Genomic DNA, 19,403 nt, shown 5'->3' with positions numbered 1-19,403 from the left:
GCCGGATCAATTTGGAATAATTGGAATGGACAGGCGCGGGTGAATCAGCTTGACATGCGTTCCGAAGTCGATGCCTTCTATGTGAAAAGAATGAAGAAATTGTGGATTGCACGATTAATTTTTTTCTGATGTTGGTTCGAAATCGTGTTAGTCGTGAAGGCGCATTTTGCGTCGGAATGTATGAATGTAAATGCTGTCTGCTCGGGAAAAGGATTTTTCCGCTCGGGAAAAGGTTCGTTCTGAAGGATGCCAGCAAACTAGCTCCGGCGCGGCTGGAATCGGTTCTTTCAAACGGTCGGAATCGCGCGGATCGCACGCCGAATTCTATTCCGAGGCATGCGATACCAATGAGACATTGATCGATGTCAGATCCCATGATGTGGGGCTGCATCGGCGAACGAATAACTGGCACGAGGGTAATGCAGATTCCGTTCTTCGCCGAATACGTTGCTATATAAGAGAAATCGGTGAGTTCTGGAATGCGGTTGGGAATGACGCACCGGTCGAGACGAAATCGTCAAGGAAATTCGATCGATTAATTCGGTGCAGGGGTCGTCCGGCAAGTCGTCGATGCCGTTCCGGGATTCCGGAAATGCGTTTGAATGCGGGACGAAAAAGGGTGAGTGGCTGCGCGTGGGCCGTCCGAGGGTTCGATCCATCGGGGGACGGTCGCGCGCGGCGCGCTCTCGAACCAGGCGGGTACGAAAACGATGAACACAACAGGCATGACAGGCCAACGCACCGGTTCGCATGAGCCGGCGGCGCATGCTTCAGTCCCGGGGATCGCACGTCGCCATCCTCCTCCTGAATGAAACAGGGCGGGCCGCCCCGGGGTGCGGGCCGGCTTCCACCCATCCGGCGTCTGAATGACGCTTTCCCATGAGATACGAGGTCGTCGCGGGTTCGGCGCGATGGCGCGCGCGTGCGCGGATGAACCGCACGCCCAGCGTCGAGCCGCCGGGCTTGCCGTGTCGGCTTCCATGATTCGATAACCGGCGATCGTCGCCTCGCCTCGTGTCGACCGGCACGGGCGGCGCGCGATTGCGTGATCGCGATACCCATCGCGCGTGGCGTGCAGCGTTACCCGGCTGTTTAGTTAGTGATCCAAAGTGAGTGGCGAACGTCGCGAGGTGGACGGGAATGTGTAGAGGACATTCACGCCGGCTGCCGTGTTCGCCGTTGCGTCATCCAGCACATGAGAACCGAGGGAAGACAAGATGAACAAGACGTTCAAGTCGATCTGGAACGAAGCATTGGGAGCCTGGGTTGCGGCTTCGGAGCTTGATCGCGCGCGCGGCAAGCGCGTTGCGTCGTCGCGTGGCACGCCGGAGCGCGACATCGAAGGAGCAGCCGCGGTTCGCGCAGGCGCGACCTCGGCCCCGTCGCTCAGGCGGCTCACCATGCTGATGGCGTCCGCGTATCTCGCGCTGTTCCATGCCGGTGCGCATGCGCAGTACAACCCGGATGGCGGGACGGCCACCGGCGGCGTCTCGTCGATCGCGATCGGCGTCGGGTCGAGTGCCGCGCAGACGAACTCCACCGCGTTGGGCAACCTGTCGACGGCGCAGGGCGTGTCGGCCACGGCGCTTGGCCCCGGCGCGCATGCGATGGCCGACGGTTCGACGGCCGTCGGCATCAATGCGCAGGCGACCGGCGTCAACAGCGCGTCGATGGGTGTGCAGGCGATCGGTTCGGGCGACTACTCGGTTGCCATCGGCAACCTGTCGAGCGCGACGCAAAGCGGGGCGGTGGCGATGGGCAGCGGGGCGGCCGCGACCGGCGTGGCCGCCATCGGGCTCGGCAACAATGCGCTGGCTTCCGGCCAGTACGCGGCCGCGCTCGGCCTCGGGGCGAGTGCGGTCGGGGTCCAGAGCGTCGCGCTCGGCTACGCGTCGCACGCGACCGATACGGGCACGATCGCGATCGGTAACCAGGCGACGAGTTCGGGCGGAGCCGGGGTGGCCGTCGGTAGCGGCGCACTGGTGACGGGCAATTCCGGTGTCGCGATGGGCGTCAACAGCGGCGCGAAAGGCACGACCTCGATCGCGATCGGCTGGGGCGGGGTCGCCGGCTCACCGGGCTCGGGCACGCAATCGCTCGGCACCAGCTCGATCGCGCTGGGCTCGAATGCGACGGCTGGCGCCGATACCTCGATGGCGCTCGGCACGAGCGCGAAGGCGACGGGTATCAGTTCGATTTCGATGGGCGTCCAGTCGAGCGCGACGCAGCAGTTCGCGACCGCGCTCGGAAATACCGCGCTGGCGACCGGTGTGTCGGCGAGCGCGCTGGGGGCCGGTGCGACGGCGTCGGCCACGAATGCAACGGCCGTCGGCATCAACAGCGTCGCGGCGGCGGGGTCGACCGTGGCGATCGGCGATTCGAACTCGGTTGCGGCGGCGGCGGGGGCGGGCTCGATTGCCGGCGGCAACAACTCGAAGGTGCTGGGCGGGATCGGCGCGGTCGCGCTGGGCCTGGGGCAGACGGTCAGCGGCAACGGTGCGGTGGCGATCGGGGACCCGAGCACCGCGATCGGCACCGGCGCGGTCACGGCCGGGTCGAACAACACGGCGAACGGCGACGGCGCGGTCGCGATCGGCAATTCGAACATCGCGCAGGGCACCGGTTCGCTCGCGCTCGGCAACACGTCGACGGCGGCGGCGGCCGGTGCGCTGGCGTTCGGCGCGTCGGCCGTGGCGAACAATGCAGGCGACGTCGCGCTCGGCTCGGGTTCGACGACGGCCGCGCCGAACCCGACCGCAAGCGCGACGATCGGCGGCGTGACGTATACGTTCAAGGGCACGAATCCGACCAGCGTCGTCAGTGTCGGTGCTGCGGGTACCGAGCGCCAGATCACCAATGTCGCGGCCGGGCGCATCAGTTCGGCGAGCACGGATGCGATCAACGGGTCGCAGCTCGATGCGACGAATCAGGCGGTGAATTCGCTGTCGACGTCGACGGCGTCGAGTGTCGGTTCGTTGTCGACGGGGGTGTCGTCGCTGTCGACCGGGTTGTCGTCGGCCAACAGCTCGATCACGTCGCTGTCGACGGGATTGAGTTCGACCAATAGCGCGGTGACGTCGTTGTCGACCTCGACGTCGACGGGCATCAGCTCGCTGTCGACGGGATTGAGTTCGACCAACAGCTCGGTGACGTCGTTGTCAACGTCCACGTCGACCGGGTTGTCGTCGGCCAATAGCGCGATCACGTCGTTGTCGACTTCGACGTCGACGGGCATCAGCTCACTGTCGACCGGGTTGAGTTCGACCAATAGCTCGGTGACGTCGCTGTCAACATCCACGTCGACCGGTTTGTCGTCGGCCAACAGCGCGATCACGTCGTTGTCGACGTCGACCTCGACGGGCATCAGTTCGCTGTCGACGGGCCTGAGTTCGACCAACAGCGCCGTGACGTCATTGTCGACGTCCACGTCGACCGGCCTGTCGTCGGCCAATAGTGCGATCACGTCACTGTCCACGTCGACCTCGACCGGCCTGAGTTCGACCAATAGCTCGTTGACGTCGCTGTCGACGTCGACATCAACGGGTATCAGCTCGCTGTCCACCGGCTTGAGTTCGACGAACAGCTCCGTCACGTCGCTGTCCACGTCGACCTCGACCGGCATCAGTTCGCTGTCGACGGGATTGAGTTCGACCAATAGCGCGGTGACGTCGCTGTCCACGTCCACGTCAACGGGCATCAGCTCGCTGTCCACCGGCTTGAGTTCGACGAACAGCACGGTGACGTCGTTGTCGACGTCCACGTCGACGGGCATCAGCTCGTTGTCCACCGGCCTGAGTTCGACGAACAGCGCGGTGACGTCGCTGTCGACGTCCACCTCGACGGTGGTCGGTTCGCTGTCCACCGGCCTGAGCTCGACGAACAGCACCGTCACGTCGCTGTCGACCGCGACCTCGACGAGCATCGGTTCGCTGTCGACCGGGCTCAGTTCGACGACGAGCTCGATCGCGTCGCTGTCGACGTCGACCTCGACGACCGTCGGCTCGCTGTCCACCGGGCTGTCGAGCACCAACAGCAACCTGACGTCGCTGTCCACCGCGACGTCGACGGGCCTCGGCTCGCTGTCCACCGGCCTCAGCTCGATCGCCAGCAACAACACCAACCTCGGCAACAGCACGGCGGGCGCGATCGGCGGCGGGGCCACCTACGATCCGACGACCGGCACGATTTCGGCTCCGTCGTACGTGACGTACAACAGCGACGGTTCGACGACGATCAACAACAACGTCGGCTCGGCGATCGACAACATCAACGCGCACGGCATCAAGTATTTCCACGCGAACTCGACCGCGCCGGACAGCCAGGCGATCGGGCTCGACAGCGTCGCGATCGGCCCGAATGCGATCTCGAAGGTGGACGGCAGCATCGCGCTCGGTGCGGGATCGGTATCCGACCGCGCGACGACGCCGGCATCGGGCATCCTCCGCAACGGCACCGCATCGATCCCGTTCAACACGACGGACCAGACGCTGCTCGGCGCGGTATCGGTCGGCGACGCGACCGGCAAGACGTATCGCCAGATCACCAACGTCGCGGACGGCACCGGGCAGCAGGATGCGGTGACCGTGCGGCAGCTGGCCGGCGCGTTGCAGTCGTTCGCGGTCACGGGCCAGAAGTATTTCCACGCGAATTCGACGGCGGCCGACTCGCTCGCCGTCGGCGCGGAATCGGTCGCGGTGGGGCCGACGACGGTCGTCAACGGCGATAACGGCGTGGGCATCGGCAACGGCGCGATCGTCGACCAGACCGCGCCTGGCGGCGTCGCGATCGGGCAGGCGGCGAGTGCCGCGCAGGCCGACGCGCTCGCGCTCGGCAGCGGCGCGACGGCGCTGGGCGCGCAGTCGGTCGCCCAAGGCGCGAATGCGAAGGCGGTCAGCGTGGGCAGCGTCGCGCTGGGTTCCGGCGCGCTCGGCAACGCGACCGATGCGCTCGCGCTGGGCGCCGGTGCGTCCGCGACGTACGCGAACAGCGTGGCATTGGGCGCGGGTTCGCTGACGACGGTCGGCGCGCTGACGAACTACGTCGCGTACGGCCTGAGCAGCCCGCAATCGTCGGCCGGCGAAGTGAACATCGGCAACCGGCAGATCACGGGCCTCGCGGCCGGCAAGAACGGCACGGATGCGGTGAACGTGTCGCAGCTCGACTCGGTCGCGAACCAGCTGACGACGCTGATCGACCAGCGCACGACCAACCTCGGCGGCCAGTACACGACGAACCCGAACGGCGCGAACGTGCCGCCGGGCTCGACCGGCCCGAATTCGTCGGCGGGTGGGTCGGGTGCGGTGGCATCGGGCTCGAACAGCACGGCGGTCGGCAACAATGCGCTCGCATCGGGCAACGGCTCCACCGCCTTCGGCGTGGGCTCGACGGCGTCGGGCAGCAATTCGGCCGCGATCGGCACGGGCAGCAACGACGGCGGGCGTTCGAACGTCGTCGCGGTCGGCTCGGCGGAATCGGCGCGCCAGGTGGTCAACGTCGCGGCCGGTACGCAGGGCACGGATGCGGTGAACGTGAACCAGCTGAACGCGGTGTCGAACCAGTTCACGCAGTCGCTGAACACCGTCAACAACCAGCTCACGCAGATGCAGCAGCAGATCCAGCAGACCGATTCGATGGCACGCGAGGGGATCGCGGCCACCGCCGCGATGGCGTCGATCCCGCACATGGACCGCGACTCGAACTTCGCGATGGGGGTCGGTACGGCGACGTTCCAGGGGCAGAAGGCGATGGCGGTCGGCGTGCAGGCGCGTGTCACGGAAAACCTGAAGGCGACGCTGAACGGCGGTTTCGCCGGCAGCCAGCGCGTCGTCGGCGCGGGCATGCTGTATCAGTGGAAGTAATCGCGCGCAGCGGTTCGCGCCGGCATGCAGTGCCGGGGCGGACCGCGTCGAACGCACACGCACGCGGAGGCGGCTGCGCCATTGCACCGCCCGCGTTGCGCCCCTCGCATTTTCGGAGTCCTCAAGTGAAAAACATTCATCTTGCACTGCTGGCGTCCGTCGTTTCCCTCGCGGCCTGTTCGAGCGCATCGGGGCCGACGTACAACGCATACGAACTTCAGCCGCGCGACGGCATCCGGACGTTCCGTGTCGACTGTCACGGCATCCTGTCGAGCGCCAATACCTGCATGAAGGTCGCGACGCGCATGTGCGGCAACGAGGCCGTGCGCAAGGTCGATTCCACGACGCCGTACCGCGACGGCGCCGATCCGCACTCGATCGTGTTCCAGTGCGGTGCGGCACCCGCGCCGGTGGCCGCGGCGGCCGCGCCGGCGCCCGCCGCGGTCGAGAAGGTGAGCCTGACCGGCGATGCGTACTTCGCGACCGACTCCGCCGTGCTGACGTCCGCCGCCACCGCCGCGCTCGACAGTCTGCTGAGCCAGCAGGGCGACCGGCATTTCTCTCGTGTGGAAGTGGACGGTTATACCGACGCGACCGGCTCGGATGCCCACAACCAGGCACTGTCGAAGCGTCGCGCCGATGCGGTCGCCGGGTATCTGCGCGAACACGGGCTGAAGGCGGATTCGGTCGCGGCGACGGGGCATGGAGAAACCAACCCGGCGGCGTCGAACGAGACCACCGAAGGGCGGGCGCGCAATCGCCGGGTGGAAATCTCGTTGCAGAAGTAGGGCGTCGCCATCGGCTTGACGCAGGCGTGGCCGTCGAGAACCGACGGCGCGCTTGCGGCAGCGATGCCGTCCGGGGGCGCAGGCGGTCGAGTCAAGCAATGCGTCGCGACGGGGGGGGCGGTGCCGCCATCGCCTGGACGACGACGCGGCACGATGGCCCGCGGGCCGGTTGGCGGGCGCCGATGTCGTGGGTTCATCGGCGTCTGCCAACACGGCGCGGCGCGGGGCTCCGTGCAAATCGGATCAGAGCGACTGCGACCGGGGTGCGAGGCTGCAATTGTCGCGTGGCTGAAACGGGTTCGATCGCAGCAAGGGTCGACAAGTACGAAGGGTAGAAAACGACCCTAACCCGTCATCCGATTCCGAGCGCCGCCAATGCCCGCCGACAAGCAACTTCCATCAACCGCCGCATTGCTTTCACCCACCGACTTCGCCGAGCAGAATTCGGCTCGTCAGTCGTACGGAGCCCAAAGCCAGCACCTATCGGCCGGGGCGGGCTTTGCGCTCGGTGGAACGATCCTCGATCCGGTTTGCCTGGATGGCCGGACTTACGATGACTTGCCGCGTCCCGCAGCAAGGTTCGCATCGATCCACGATGCCACGTCGGTGACCGGAATGGCGTGGCGCTGGTTGAACGTCCCATGCTTGTCCCATGCGACACCTCGGCCCTGAGCAAAAGCCGCACGATACTTGCGCATCATGTTGTTCGGGTCGCGCGCCAGCTCATCCAGCAAATACTGCTCGCTCCACACCGCACGGCTGAACGGTCGGCCGAGGCCCGCTTGCAACTTGTCGGCAACCTCCGCGTAAGTCACGGTGTCGCCGGCCAGATACACGATTTCGTTCCGGATACGGGGCTGCGCGAACACGATCGCGGCGGTCAGCGCACCGATATCGTCGGGCGTCGTCAGCGTCACGGCGGTGTCGAGGCTGCCCAGCGCGTGGACGGCGTCGTTTTGCAGGTCGACGACACCGAATTCCGGCTCGAACAGGTAGCTCATGAACATGCCGGTCGAGATGATGACCCACTCGGTCTCGTGCTGACTGCGCAGCAATTCGCGCACGTCCAGCTGGGCGTCGAAGATGTCCTGCGGACTGCCGCGGCCGATCACGTCGAAATCGACCCCGAACTGCCACGGGAAGTACCGCGGGATGCGCGCCTGCAACGCAGCCCGCGCCAACTTCATCGGCGTGTCGATTCCGGCAGTAATGCCCGCGCAACCGATTACCGTGTCATATCGTGCGAACAGGGCCGCGAGCTCGTCGATGGAGTGCTTCACGAAATCGCCTACGACGATCTCGATCCCGAGATCCCGAATCTCCGCGATATCGTGCCGCTTGGCCGGTACGCTGGATTCGACGGCGCTCGCGCGCAGCAGCACGCTGATCTTCGTGCCTGCGATGTCCTTCGCTCGACGCGCCAGATGGCGTAGTACCGGGAGGCCGAGTTCGCCTGCACCGAGCACGAGAATGTTTTGAGACGTTGCGTTAGGATCTGTCTGGTTCATCGTTTAGCCTGCTGAGGAATGCGGTGCACGCAGTCTAGCGGCGCATGGACGTGGATGAAAGAAGGTACACGCGTGATACTGGGAGCCAGAGAGTTGGATCGAGACGAACTTCTCCAATATTCGCAGACCGTATGCGACGGCCTGCGAGACGATGATGACGGGCTGCGGCGGGAGGTGCTCGCCCACGCCGGAAGTCGTTGGTCGCTCGGTGTCGTCCACACGCTCGGCGTGTATGGCAGGCTGCGCCACGCCGAAATCGGCAGGCGCATGCACGGGGTGACTCAGCGGATGTTGACGCGCACGCTGCGACAACTCGAACGTGACGGCCTGGTGCTCCGTCACGATTTCGAGGAAGTGCCCCCTAGAGTCGAATACGAGTTATCCGATACGGGCATGGATCTGCTCGTTCGCATGGTCCCGCTGTGGACCTGGATCGTCGAGAATGCGGACCGCTTCCGGGAAGCGAGGCGGAGTTTCGACAGCCAGCACCGCGACGAGAACGCGTAGCTTGCCGGTCGTCGATTCGCATTCCATACGTTCGTGACGGGAAGCAGGACTGGAGCCTCCGGGTCAGCGGCTTGTCGTTGCCGCGCAGGAAGTGCCGCGCTTCGATTACGCGTATTTGTCGCCTACCGTACTGCGAATCGGATGGGTGTCGTAGACGATGATCATCCGCTCGATGCGCCCATCGTCGTCGAATTCGAAAACATCGACGCACTCGAAACGCACCGCGGACCCATCTTTCAGCGCCCAGTCATAGACGAAGTAGCCGGTCGCACGTCGAGCCCCCGTCGTGCTGACGCAGATGTCGATGGGCGTTATTTTGCTCGCTCCGGACGCGGCATTGACCTTCGCGAAGAAGGGCGCGGCGTTCATCCAGCCGAGAAACGGCGAGAAGACCTGGGCGTCCGGCGTGAACAACGCACAGATCGCCGCGACGTCGCCACGCTCCAGCTCCGCGAGATAGTTGCGAACCTGCCGGGTGTATAGTGCTTCCGACGATGAGACCATCTTTTTTCTCCGATCATTCGTTGACGACGCCGCGCATTCGAACAGACGCGCATCCGGTACAGGCAAGATAGCGATGCACCGATGACCGAACAATCGAAAAATCCGCAACCCGGGTATGCAACGCATGCATATCCATTGGGCGACCTGACGCGGCCGCTGCCGCCGCTGACGGCGTTCCAGTCATTCGTCGCCGCGGCACGACTCGGGAGCATCAGCAAAGCCGCCGACCATCTGTGTCGAACGCAGGGCGCGGTGAGCCGTCAGGTCCAGCAACTGGAATCGCACTACCGGTGTGCACTTTTCGTGCGCCATGCGTCAGGGTTGACGCTGACGGCGGAAGGAAGCGAACTGTTGACCGTGGCCGTCGGCGTACTCACGCAACTGGTTCAGCATGCGGACGTTCACGCCAGGACAGCGCCCGTCGTCACGCTGCGGTTGCCCTCCACGTTCGCGCTTCGCTGGTTGCTCCCACGGCTGGCAGACATCAATCACGCGTTGCCTGGAACAGAATTTCGCATCTCCACTTCGGCGGACGACACGCCGGATTTCACGACCCCTGACGTCGACGCCATCGTTGTGCGTGGAACCGGGCAGTGGCCGGGTATGGACGCGGTTCCGTTGTTTGACGAGCAACTCACACCGATGTGTACACGCGCAATGGCCGCATCGCTTGGCTCGGCCGCCGACCTTGCTCATGTCACATTGCTCCATCCCGGACACGGCCACGAGGAGTGGCGATGCTGGCTGGAAAGCGTTGGGGCACGGCAAATCGACGCGAGCCGCGGACTCGTTTTCGATACCCTCGAATTGACGCTCTCCGCTGCGGCGGAAGGGCATGGCGTGGCAATCGGCGATCCCCGGATGGCGAGGGACCGCCTGCAGGCGGGGACACTGACGACACCTTTTGCCGACGTGGCGCAAAACGGCTTGTCGTACTACGTCGTCTATCCATCCCAACGAGCCGCACAGTCCAAGATTCGCGCGCTCGCTGACGTCTTGTTTCGGCTTGCGCAGGATGACTGAGGGTTATCGGGGAAAGCACCCTGTACCGCGGGTTCGCCGTTGGCAGGTGACGCGAGCGCGAACACGGCCCATGCCGGCGTTCCAATCTTCGATGACCACGTGACGCATTGCCAATCGGGCAGCCTGTCGAGCCCGCACGTCTGATCTGCCGCAAGCGCGCAGCGATTATGGCTCCCGCGTTCCCAATGGCGAGTACACTGACAATGCCCTGGAAGCAGGAGAATGCGATGATCGACGCTGGCCCCCAAAGCACCTTTCGCGGACTGCCGCTGACCGTGGAGCAGGACGCGGAAGTGCGGCACTACATCAAGGATCGAACTCGGCGTGGGCTGCCATGGGACACGTCGGAGCTGAGCGCGATGCTCAAGGACATGCTGCATCCCCCGGGCGACGGTGATGGCGATGACGATCGCGAAGGCGACGGTGATTTTGCCTCACCGGCAGACGAAGCGAGAGCGGCCGCCGAGCGCGCGACGGCCTCGGTCGACGAAGCGATGGATCCGATCGAGGCGAATGAGGAATGGCATGCGGCCATGGAGTCGGAGGGCATGAAAGGGCCCAGACGATAACGCGGAGCAGCGACGCGCGAATTCCCGCAGCGCCGCATACGAGGCGCGCGCGCCGGATGCCGGGTATTTCAGGGAAGGCGCATAGCGTCGGACCGTACACGGCGGAGTTGCCGACGCGTGCGGCGATCCCGGCGTGAGAGCCCCGACACACAATCGATCCGTCGCCAGGTCATTCCGGGCACAGCCCATCGCGCCAACGGAATGGCGAGCCGCATCGCGTCGCCGGGCGCCCGGCAGCGGGCGCCCTGTCAGTGCCTGATCACGCAGACGGCCACGATTTCGTATCCGGGGTCGGCATGCACGTGCGCCGCCTTTTCCGCTTCTTCATACGAACCAAACGACGTGGCATCCTCAACCGCCGGTGCCATGCCGATATCGCCATCCTCGGCGGTGCAGAGGAACTGCTCGCCGGTCTTCACGACGTAGACGGACAACATGATTCCCTCCATCGTGTGCAGGGGGAATTCCAGTCTAGCAGGCGAGAAAAGGGGCGCAGGCGGTTCGCCGAGTCCTTTTCGCGAGATCTGCGACTGGACCGAAAAGCCGGGCACAATACCCGCATGCAAAATCCAGACCTCGAACAACTCGTCACCGTCACCATGCCCTTCGGGAAATACAAGGGCCGGCTGATTGCCGACCTGCCCGGGCCTTACCTCAACTGGCTGGCGCGCGAAGGGTTTCCGCGCGGCGAAATCGGCCGGCAGCTCGCGCTGATGCACGAGATCGACCACAACGGCCTGCGGGACTTGCTGGCGCCGTTGCGAAAGCGCGGATAGCGCCCATCGCGGGCGAATGTGCCGGCCCCCGCATCGTTCGTCCGTGATCGACAACGACCACCGCGCATCCACCCCACCGGCCACGCCTGGCCGAACGCTCACATGCGACCCCGTCCGCGGCTTGCATGTCCCTGGCGTGTCGCCGAGGCTGACATAGAATAGAAAACAGTCCCTTGGACGCGTTGATGGCAAGAAAAGGGGTGCCAACATGAGACGCCTTTATTTCCTCGTACCCGATACCCAGATGGCGAAGGCCATCGTCGACGATCTATTGCGCGCACGCATCGTCTGGCGCCATATCCACGTTCTCGCCGACCACAGCGTCACACTCGATCAGTTACCCGAAGCATCGTTGCTGCAAAGCAGCGACGTCGTGCATGCACTCGAGCGCGGCGTCGCGCTCGGCGGCGCGGCCGGTGCGCTGATCGGCCTCGTCGCGCTCGTCTTTCCGCCGGCGGAGCTCGTGATCGCGGGCGGCGCCGTCGTCGGCCTGACGCTGGCCGGCGCGGGTTTCGGGGCGTGGACCGCCGCGATGATCGGCATCGCCGAGCCGAACGCGCGACTCCAGCGATTTCGCGAGGCCATCCAGGCAGGCCAGATCCTGATCATGGCCGACGTGCCGGCATTGCGAGAGCAGGAAATCGAAGAAATGGTCGCCCAGCATTTTCCGAAGGCAGACCTGGAGGGCGCCGAACCTACGTCACCGATCTTCCCCTGACACGCGACAGCCAAGCGGCCTGCCCGACAACCGCGTCGATTGACGCGTTTCGCCGAGCGCACAGCCGCGGCCGCGGGCCGCGCGGGGAGCGGGGCGTGCGCTCGTTGCGCAGGCAACTCATGTCCGCCATGCCGAAGCGCGCAAGAGACGCGGGGCCGACGCGCGTGATGCCTGGGGGAATCGAAGTGCCAACGTCGAACCGTCGGCAAGGAGGCCGTATGGAACTGCACATTCAATCGCACCATTGGGCGCGTCGTACGCCCGACTGGGTCGCCGCTGCCGTGGCCGGCCTCGCGGGCGGCGCGCTGGTGATCGCGCTGGAATTCGTCTGGTCGACGCTGGTGCTCGGCTCGAGCCCGTGGCAACCGACCCACAAGATCGCGGCGATGGTGATGGGCCGTAGCGCGCTCGGCCAGATGACGCAATTCAACCTCGAAATCGTGGCGATGGCGCTGCTGCTGCACTACGTGCTCGGCGCGATCATGGGGATGATGCTCGCCGCGATCATGGCGCCTTTCCGCTTCGATTCGAGCGTGGGGATGGAAGCCGTCATCGGGCTGGCGTTCGGGATCGTCGCGTATGGGTGGAACTTCTACGTGATGACGGCCGTGTTCCCGTGGTTCGTCTCCGAGCGCGGTTCCGGGCCGTTGCTGGCCAACCTGTTGTTCGGCGTGGTGGCGGCCATCACCTACGGCAGGCTGGAGCGATTGCGCAAGCAGAACGTGGACGACTGACCCATCGCGCTTCCCGCCGCGCCGCGCTTGACCACGCGGCGCCCACGGGAAACACGGAACCGGGTGTCGGCGGCGCCGGCGAGTGAGATGCAGCGAGGCGGCCCATGGCCCTTGCGATTGCCCTGGTCCTGATCATCGTGTTGGCGGTGGGGTTTCACTTTGCCAGTCCGTGGTGGATCACGCCGATTGCGTCGAACTGGGTGCGCATGGACGACATGCTGACGATCACGCTCGTCATCACCGGCGCATTCTTCATCGCCATCAACCTGTTCATCGTGGTCGCCCTGGTGCGCTATCGCCACCGCAGCGGGCACCGCGCGGCCTACGAACCGCACAACCGGAAACTGGAATGGTGGCTGATCGGCCTGACCATCGTCGGCGTCGCGGCGTTGCTGGCGCCGGGCCTGTTCGTCTACGCGGACTACATCCGGCCGCCGCGCAACGCGTTGCAGATGGAAGTGCTCGGCCAGCAATGGCAATGGCGCTTTCGCTTCGCCGGGCCCGGCGGCAAGCTGGGGACGACCGACGTGCGCTACATCAGCAACGACAACCCGTTCGGCCTGAACCCCGCCGACCCGAACGGCCGCGACAACTACCTGATCGACGGTCCCGAGGTGCACCTGCCGCTCAACCGGCCGGTCCAGGTCCTGACCCGGTCGCGCGACGTGCTGCACGACTTCTACGTCCCGCCGTTCCGCGCGCGGATGAACATGGTGCCGGGCATGGTGACCACCTTCTGGTTCACGCCGACCCAGGCAGGGCGCTACGACATCCTGTGCGCGCAGCTCTGCGGGATCGGGCATTCCGGCATGCGCGGCATGGTGGTGGTGGAAGACGAAGCCGCGTTCTCGCGCTGGCTGGCGCAGCAGACCACGTTCGCGCAGCAGCAGATGGCCCACGTGCAGGCTGCCCCCGCCGCCGCGGGCGGCAGCGCGCAGGCGCTGGCCAACCTGGGCAAGACGCTCGCGGCGGCCAAGGGCTGCGTCGCCTGCCATACCGTGGACGGCAGCCCGCTCGTGGGCCCGACCTGGAAGGGCCTGTACGGCAAGACCGAAACGATGGCCGACGGCAGCACCGCGAAGGTGGACGAAGCCTATCTGCGCGCGTTCATCCGCAATCCGACGGCCCGCGTCGTGAAGGGCTTCTCGCCGATCATGCCGCACTTCGACCTGAGCGAGCAGGAACTGAGCGCGCTGGTGGCCTATATCGAGGCGCAAGGCGGGACGCCCGCCGGCACCGCGGCCCAGCCCTAGCGGAACGGACGAAGCAGACGGAGCAGACGCCATGACCTACGCGCACACCGACCACGGTCCGCACAGCTTCTGGACCCGCTATGTGTGGAGCCAGGACCACAAGGTCATCGCCGTGCAGTACGCGCTGACGGCCATCGCGATCGGCCTGGTCGGCCTCGTCCTGTCGGACCTGATGCGGCTGCAGCTCGGCTTTCCGGGCAAGTTCGCGTTCATCGACGCGAACCACTACTACCAGTTCGTCACGATGCACGGGATGATCATGGTGATCTACCTGCTGACGGCGCTGTTCCTGGGCGGCTTCGGCAACTACCTGATCCCGCTGATGCTGGGCGCGCGCGACATGGTATTCCCGTTTCTCAACATGCTGAGCTACTGGGTCTACCTGCTGGCGGTGCTGGTGCTGGTGGCGAGCTTCTTCGTGCCGGGCGGGCCGACCGGCGCGGGCTGGACGCTGTATCCGCCGCAGGCGATCCTGCCGGGCACGCCGGGCGTGGAATGGGGCATCGTGCTGATGCTCGTGTCGCTGGCGATCTTCATCGTCGCGGCCACGATGGGCGGCCTGAACTACGTGACCACCACGCTGCAGGCACGCACGCGCGGCATGACGCTGATGCGCATGCCGCTCACCGTGTGGGGCATCTTCATCGCGACCGTCATGGCGCTGCTGGCGTTTCCGGCGCTGTTCGTGTCGGCGGTGATGATGCTGTTCGACCGCACGCTCGGCACCAGTTTCTTCGTCCCGGCCGTGGTGTCGATGGGGCAGACGCTCAAGCATGCGGGCGGCAGCCCGCTGCTGTTCCAGCACCTGTTCTGGTTCTTCGGGCACCCGGAGGTCTACATCGTCGCGCTGCCGGCCTTCGGCATCGCGTCGGATCTCATCAGCACGCATGCGCGCAAGAGCATCTTCGGCTACCGGATGATGGTGTGGGCGATCGTCATCATCGGCGCGCTGAGCTTCGTGGTCTGGGCGCACCACATGTTCATCGCCGGCATGAACCCGTACTTCGGCTTCTTCTTCGCCACCACGACGCTCATCATCGCCGTCCCGACCGCCCTCAAGGTCTACAACTGGGTGTTGACGCTGTGGCGCGGCGATATCCACCTGACCGTGCCGATGCTGTTCGCGATCGGCTTCATCAGCACCTTCGTGCTGGGCGGGCTCACCGGGCTGTACCTCGGCAACGTGAGCGTGGACATCCCGCTGTCGAACACGTATTTCGTGGTCGCGCACTTCCATATGGTGATGGCCGTGTCGCCGATCCTCGTGGTGTTCGGCGGCCTGTATCACTGGTACCCGAAGGTGACGGGCCGCCTGCTCGACGACACGCTCGGGCGTGCGCACTTCTGGATCACCTTCGTCGGCACCTACGCGATCTACTTCCCGATGCACTATCTCGGCATCCTCGGCATGCCGCGGCGGTATTACGCGTATCAGGGCTACAGCTTCATTCCGCATTCGGCGCAGACGCTCAACACGTTCATCACGATCGTCGCGTTGATCGTCGCGGCGGCACAGCTGCTGTTCCTGTTCAACCTCGCGTGGAGCCTTCGCCACGGGCGGCGTGCGGACGGCAACCCGTGGCGGGCCACCACGCTCGAATGGCAGACGCCGCAAACGCCGCCCGTACACGGCAACTGGGGGCCGACGCTTCCCGTCGTCTACCGCTGGGCATACGAATACAGTCCGCCGGGGCAGGAGGAAGACTTCGTGCCGCAGAATCAGCCGCCGGCGACGGCGCCTGAATCCAAAGCGGCCCATCCGACGCTGCACCCGGGCGAGGCACACGAATGACCACGCTGCCGCGCCCCTTCGTTCCCGATGCGCCACCCGGCTTGCCGAATGCGGGCGGCACCGGCCTGACCGTGTTCATGGCGGTGGCGACGACGCTGTTCTCGCTGCTGCTGTTCGCCTATGCGATGCGCATGCGCGAACCCGACTGGCAGCCGATCCCGCATCCGGCGCTGCTATGGTGGAACACCGGCGCGCTGGCGCTGGCCAGCCTCGCGATGCAGCGCGCCCGCCGGATCGGCCCGTCCCGTACGGTGTGGCTGTTAGCCGGCGGCGTACTGGCGGCCGTGTTCGTGATCGGACAACTGGTTGCGTGGCACATGCTGTCGGCAGCCGGGGAGACGGTCACCGTCAATCCGTCCAACAGCTTCCTCTACCTGCTCACCGGCCTGCACGGATTGCATGTGCTGGGCGGGCTGGTGGCGTGGGGCGTGACGATCGCGACGCTCCGGCGCGCGGACCCGTTCCGGGCCCAACGGGCCATCGCGCTGTGCGCGCGCTACTGGCATTTCCTGCTCGCGGTGTGGCTCGTGCTGCTGGCGGCGATGCAGTGGCTGACTCCCGGGATCGTCGCCGCCATCTGTGGGCCGCTATACGGAGCAGCGCCATGAAAGCGCCCACGATCCACACCGAATCCCCTGCCGAATCGTCTGCGGTGCCGACCGCCGACGTGCGGCCCGACGGCTGGCGCGGCATCGTCACCGACTGGTCGTCCGACCGCGAAGCCTTCAGGGTGCCGTGGGGCAAGGCGATGATGTGGATCTTCCTGCTGTCGGACACCTTCGTCTTCAGCAGCTTCCTGATCGGCTACATGACGGTGCGCATGTCGACCACCGCGCCGTGGCCCGATACCGCGAAGGTGTTCGGGCTCAGCGTGGGCGGCGTGGAAGTGCCGCTGCTGCTGATCGCGATCATGACGTTCACGCTGATCAGCAGCAGCGGCACGATGGCGATGGCCGTCAACTTCGGCTACCGGCGCAACGCACGGCCCGCTGCCGCGCTGTTGCTGGCCACCGCGCTGCTGGGCGCGACCTTCGTGTCGCTGCAGGCGTTCGAATGGAGCAACCTGATCTTCCGTGAAGGGATCCGCCCGTGGGGCAATCCGCTGGGCGCGGCGCAGTTCGGCGCGTGCTTCTTCACGATCACCGGGTTCCACGGCTTTCACGTGACCTGCGGCGTGATCTACCTGCTGCTGATCGCGCGCAAGATCCTGCAGCCGGGATTCACCGAACACGGCAACTTCCAGATCGTCGAGATCGCCGGGCTGTACTGGCACTTCGTCGACCTGGTGTGGGTGTTCATCTTCGCGCTGTTCTATTTGTGGTGAGGCAGCCATGGACCACACCGATCCCGCCGATCGATCCGACGCCGCGCACGGCCAGCAGCATCCGATCGGCCTCTACCTGAAGATCTGGGGCCTGCTGTTCGTGCTGAGCACGTTGTCGTACCTGGTCGACTACTTCAACGTGCAGGGCCTGATGCGCTGGGTGCTGATCGTCGTGCTGATGATCGCGAAGGCCGGGCTGATCGTGTCGATCTTCATGCACATGATGTGGGAGCGGCTGGCGCTCGTGTACGCGATCCTGATCCCGCCGCTGACCCTGCTGGTGCTCATGGTGCTGATGGCGGCCGAAGCGCATCACACGTTCGGGATGCGGGAGCTGTTCTTTCGCTGATTCCAGCGTCGATCGTGCGTCGGCGTGATGGGCGCGATGCCTGCGCGATCGACGGGCGCTGTTTCGGAGCGGGCGGCGTTTCGTCATCGGGAAATGGCGCATTCCGGACATCCGTTCACGCGAACCTGAAGGGAGGATCCATGAAATTTTCTCGTCGACGTTTCATTGCAGTCACCACCGTGCTGGCCTCCGCGCTCGCCGTTGGACGCCGCGCGACGGCGGCGGATGCCGGTGCCGGTGTCGTGCAGGAAACCGATGCCAATGCCCAGGCGCTCGGCTACAAGGCGGATGCCGGCCGGGTCGATCATGCGAAGTACCCGAAATTCCAGGCAGGCGAGGCCTGTGCGAATTGTCAGTTCTTCCAGGGCAAGGCCGGCGCCACGACGGGGGCGTGCGCGATTTTCGGCGGCAAGCAGGTCAGTGCGAAAGGCTGGTGCAACGGTTATACGAAGAAGGCGTAGCCAGGGAGGGATGGGCTGGCGGACGTGCAGCTGAACGCCGTCGTCGCCGGGGTTGTCGCCCGCGGATATCGTCGCCGTCGGCGAGCCCGCAGAACGGCGACGTCCAGATCGGCCACGGGCGCCATGGCAAACGTCGACGCGATGCGCCGAATCGAACACATACAATGTGAGCGTCCGCCGGCCTGCGCGTCACCCTGACTCTGGTGACACGCAGGCCGATCCCACCGCGATCCTCCAAGGCCGATATGGAAATCAAATGGATCGAGGATTTCCTCGCCCTCGCTCAATATCAAAGCTTTTCCCGGGCGGCGGAGTTCCGCAACGTCACGCAGTCGGGCTTCAGTCGCCGCATCCAGTCGCTCGAACAGTGGATCGGGGCCGAACTGATCGACCGTAGCAGCTTTCCACCGGTGCTGACGCCGGCGGGCCGCCTGTTTCGCGAGACGGCCGAAGATGTGCTCAGCCGCCTGTTCGACACACGCGCGATCATCCGCACCGAGCAGCGGATCGCCGGCAAGAGCCTGCAGATCGCCGCGGGCCACACGATCGCGCTGAGTTTCCTGCCGGCGTGGCTCAAGGCGCTCGCGCCGCATTTCGGTGAAGTGCGGGCGCGTGTCATTCCGACCAATGTCCACGATTCGATCCTGATGCTCGTCAACGGCAACTGCGAGCTCATGTTTGCGTATCACCACCCGGAACTGCCGCTCCATCTCGATCCGGTGAAATACGAACATCTGACCGTGGGCCTCGATACGCTGATGCCGGCATGCAGGCCCGACCGTCGATCGGCGCCGGCCTTTCGTCTTCCCGGGACGAAGCTGCATCCGCTGCCGCTGATTTCCTATACGGAAACCAGCTACTTCGGGCGATGCCTCGCGCTGCTGCTCGGTCGCGCACCGGATGCGCCGGCCTTGCAACTGCACTACGAATCCGACATGGCCGAGGTGCTGAAGAAACTCGTGCTGGAAGGCGAGGGTGTCGCGTGGCTGCCCCGGAGCGCGATCGCGGCGGAACTGGCGGCCGGCGAACTCGTGCCGGCCGGGCCGGCGGCGTGGAACCTCGACGTCGAACTGCGCGCGTATCGCGACGTGTCCAACCGGAGTGAATTCCTGGACACGCTCTGGCAGCACCTGCGCGCGGCGCCTTCGCGGCTCGGCTGAATCAGGGTTTTCCCGCCTTATGCGGCGCTCGCATACCGCCATGTTGCACCGGCATCACGGTTTTATCGACGATCCCTAC

Annotated in this window: 18 protein-coding genes; 15 read left to right on the top strand and 3 right to left on the bottom strand. The window is 65.5% G+C overall.

Features of this window, described 5'->3' with window-relative positions; all coding sequences use genetic code 11:
• Window positions 1–1,217: 1,217 nt before the first annotated feature.
• Both CFB47_RS40925 and CFB47_RS36105 read left to right on the top strand, forming a co-directional pair.
• Window positions 1,218–5,858 (top strand): YadA-like family protein, encoded by a 4,641-nt coding sequence (locus CFB47_RS40925; protein WP_105749955.1) that lies wholly within the window; start codon window positions 1,218–1,220, stop codon window positions 5,856–5,858.
• Between the two features lie 125 nt (window positions 5,859–5,983).
• Window positions 5,984–6,646 carry an OmpA family protein gene (locus CFB47_RS36105; RefSeq protein WP_089464107.1) on the top strand — a complete coding sequence of 221 codons (663 nt, stop codon included), beginning with the start codon at window positions 5,984–5,986 and terminating at the stop codon, window positions 6,644–6,646.
• A 548-nt stretch (window positions 6,647–7,194) separates the two neighbouring features.
• Here the strand turns inward: CFB47_RS36105 and CFB47_RS36100 are convergent.
• Window positions 7,195–8,154 (bottom strand): aromatic alcohol reductase, encoded by a 960-nt coding sequence (locus CFB47_RS36100; RefSeq protein ID WP_089464106.1) that lies wholly within the window; start codon window positions 8,152–8,154, stop codon window positions 7,195–7,197.
• 93 nt (window positions 8,155–8,247) lie between these two features.
• Between CFB47_RS36100 and CFB47_RS36095 the strand changes: the two genes are divergently transcribed.
• Entirely contained in the window at window positions 8,248–8,661 is a 414-nt protein-coding gene (locus tag CFB47_RS36095) for a helix-turn-helix domain-containing protein (protein ID WP_089464318.1), read from the top strand.
• Between the two features lie 105 nt (window positions 8,662–8,766).
• Here the strand turns inward: CFB47_RS36095 and CFB47_RS36090 are convergent, their stop codons facing one another.
• Window positions 8,767–9,165, bottom strand: coding sequence for a nuclear transport factor 2 family protein (locus CFB47_RS36090; RefSeq protein WP_047853709.1), 399 nt, complete (start codon window positions 9,163–9,165; stop codon window positions 8,767–8,769).
• Window positions 9,166–9,246: 81 nt separating this feature from the next.
• Here CFB47_RS36090 and CFB47_RS36085 point away from each other — a divergent pair, with 81 nt between their 5' ends.
• Together CFB47_RS36085 and CFB47_RS36080 are read left to right on the top strand one after the other, a co-directional pair.
• Window positions 9,247–10,188: a LysR substrate-binding domain-containing protein gene (locus tag CFB47_RS36085; protein WP_089464105.1), complete on the top strand. Its 942-nt coding sequence runs from the start codon at window positions 9,247–9,249 to the stop codon at window positions 10,186–10,188.
• 227 nt (window positions 10,189–10,415) lie between these two features.
• Window positions 10,416–10,757, top strand: a complete 342-nt coding sequence (locus CFB47_RS36080; protein WP_089444397.1) for a hypothetical protein — start codon at window positions 10,416–10,418, stop codon at window positions 10,755–10,757.
• Window positions 10,758–11,005: 248 nt separating this feature from the next.
• Here the strand turns inward: CFB47_RS36080 and CFB47_RS36075 are convergent, their stop codons facing one another.
• On the bottom strand, window positions 11,006–11,194 hold the full coding sequence (locus tag CFB47_RS36075; RefSeq protein WP_069250279.1) for a hypothetical protein: 189 nt from the start codon (window positions 11,192–11,194) through the stop codon (window positions 11,006–11,008).
• Between the two features lie 123 nt (window positions 11,195–11,317).
• On the opposite strand from CFB47_RS36075, the gene CFB47_RS36070 reads away from it, so the two are divergent.
• From CFB47_RS36070 to CFB47_RS36025, 10 genes are all read left to right on the top strand, one after another.
• Window positions 11,318–11,533: a DUF3820 family protein gene (locus CFB47_RS36070; RefSeq protein ID WP_089444396.1), complete on the top strand. Its 216-nt coding sequence runs from the start codon at window positions 11,318–11,320 to the stop codon at window positions 11,531–11,533.
• Window positions 11,534–11,741: 208 nt separating this feature from the next.
• Window positions 11,742–12,251, top strand: coding sequence for a DUF1269 domain-containing protein (locus tag CFB47_RS36065; RefSeq protein WP_089429798.1), 510 nt, complete (start codon window positions 11,742–11,744; stop codon window positions 12,249–12,251).
• A 218-nt stretch (window positions 12,252–12,469) separates the two neighbouring features.
• Window positions 12,470–12,985, top strand: coding sequence for a hypothetical protein (locus tag CFB47_RS36060; protein WP_089444395.1), 516 nt, complete (start codon window positions 12,470–12,472; stop codon window positions 12,983–12,985).
• A gap of 104 nt (window positions 12,986–13,089) precedes the next feature.
• A complete protein-coding gene (locus CFB47_RS36055) occupies window positions 13,090–14,238 on the top strand; it encodes a c-type cytochrome (protein WP_089464104.1) in 1,149 nt (382 codons plus the stop codon).
• Window positions 14,239–14,269: 31 nt separating this feature from the next.
• Window positions 14,270–16,030: a cytochrome c oxidase subunit I gene (gene ctaD, locus CFB47_RS36050; protein ID WP_089464103.1), complete on the top strand. Its 1,761-nt coding sequence runs from the start codon at window positions 14,270–14,272 to the stop codon at window positions 16,028–16,030.
• Window positions 16,027–16,638 (top strand): cytochrome c oxidase subunit 3, encoded by a 612-nt coding sequence (locus CFB47_RS36045; protein WP_089464102.1) that lies wholly within the window; start codon window positions 16,027–16,029, stop codon window positions 16,636–16,638. The genes ctaD and CFB47_RS36045 overlap by 4 nt, the downstream gene beginning before the upstream one ends.
• Complete coding sequence (locus CFB47_RS36040; protein ID WP_089464101.1) at window positions 16,635–17,354, top strand: heme-copper oxidase subunit III family protein; 720 nt, start codon at window positions 16,635–16,637, stop codon at window positions 17,352–17,354. The genes CFB47_RS36045 and CFB47_RS36040 overlap by 4 nt, the downstream gene beginning before the upstream one ends.
• A gap of 7 nt (window positions 17,355–17,361) precedes the next feature.
• Complete coding sequence (locus CFB47_RS36035) at window positions 17,362–17,703, top strand: cytochrome C oxidase subunit IV family protein (RefSeq protein ID WP_089464100.1); 342 nt, start codon at window positions 17,362–17,364, stop codon at window positions 17,701–17,703.
• Between the two features lie 140 nt (window positions 17,704–17,843).
• On the top strand, window positions 17,844–18,164 hold the full coding sequence (locus tag CFB47_RS36030; protein ID WP_089444389.1) for a high-potential iron-sulfur protein: 321 nt from the start codon (window positions 17,844–17,846) through the stop codon (window positions 18,162–18,164).
• A 245-nt stretch (window positions 18,165–18,409) separates the two neighbouring features.
• A complete protein-coding gene (locus CFB47_RS36025) occupies window positions 18,410–19,324 on the top strand; it encodes a LysR substrate-binding domain-containing protein (protein ID WP_089459495.1) in 915 nt (304 codons plus the stop codon).
• The last annotated feature ends 79 nt before the right edge of the window (window positions 19,325–19,403 follow it).

This window comes from Burkholderia sp. AU27893, assembly GCF_002223205.1.
In the GTDB taxonomy this organism is placed as follows: domain Bacteria; phylum Pseudomonadota; class Gammaproteobacteria; order Burkholderiales; family Burkholderiaceae; genus Burkholderia.
The sequence above is the reverse complement of the archived record's forward strand: the minus strand, read 5'-3'. Positions and strand labels throughout refer to the sequence as shown.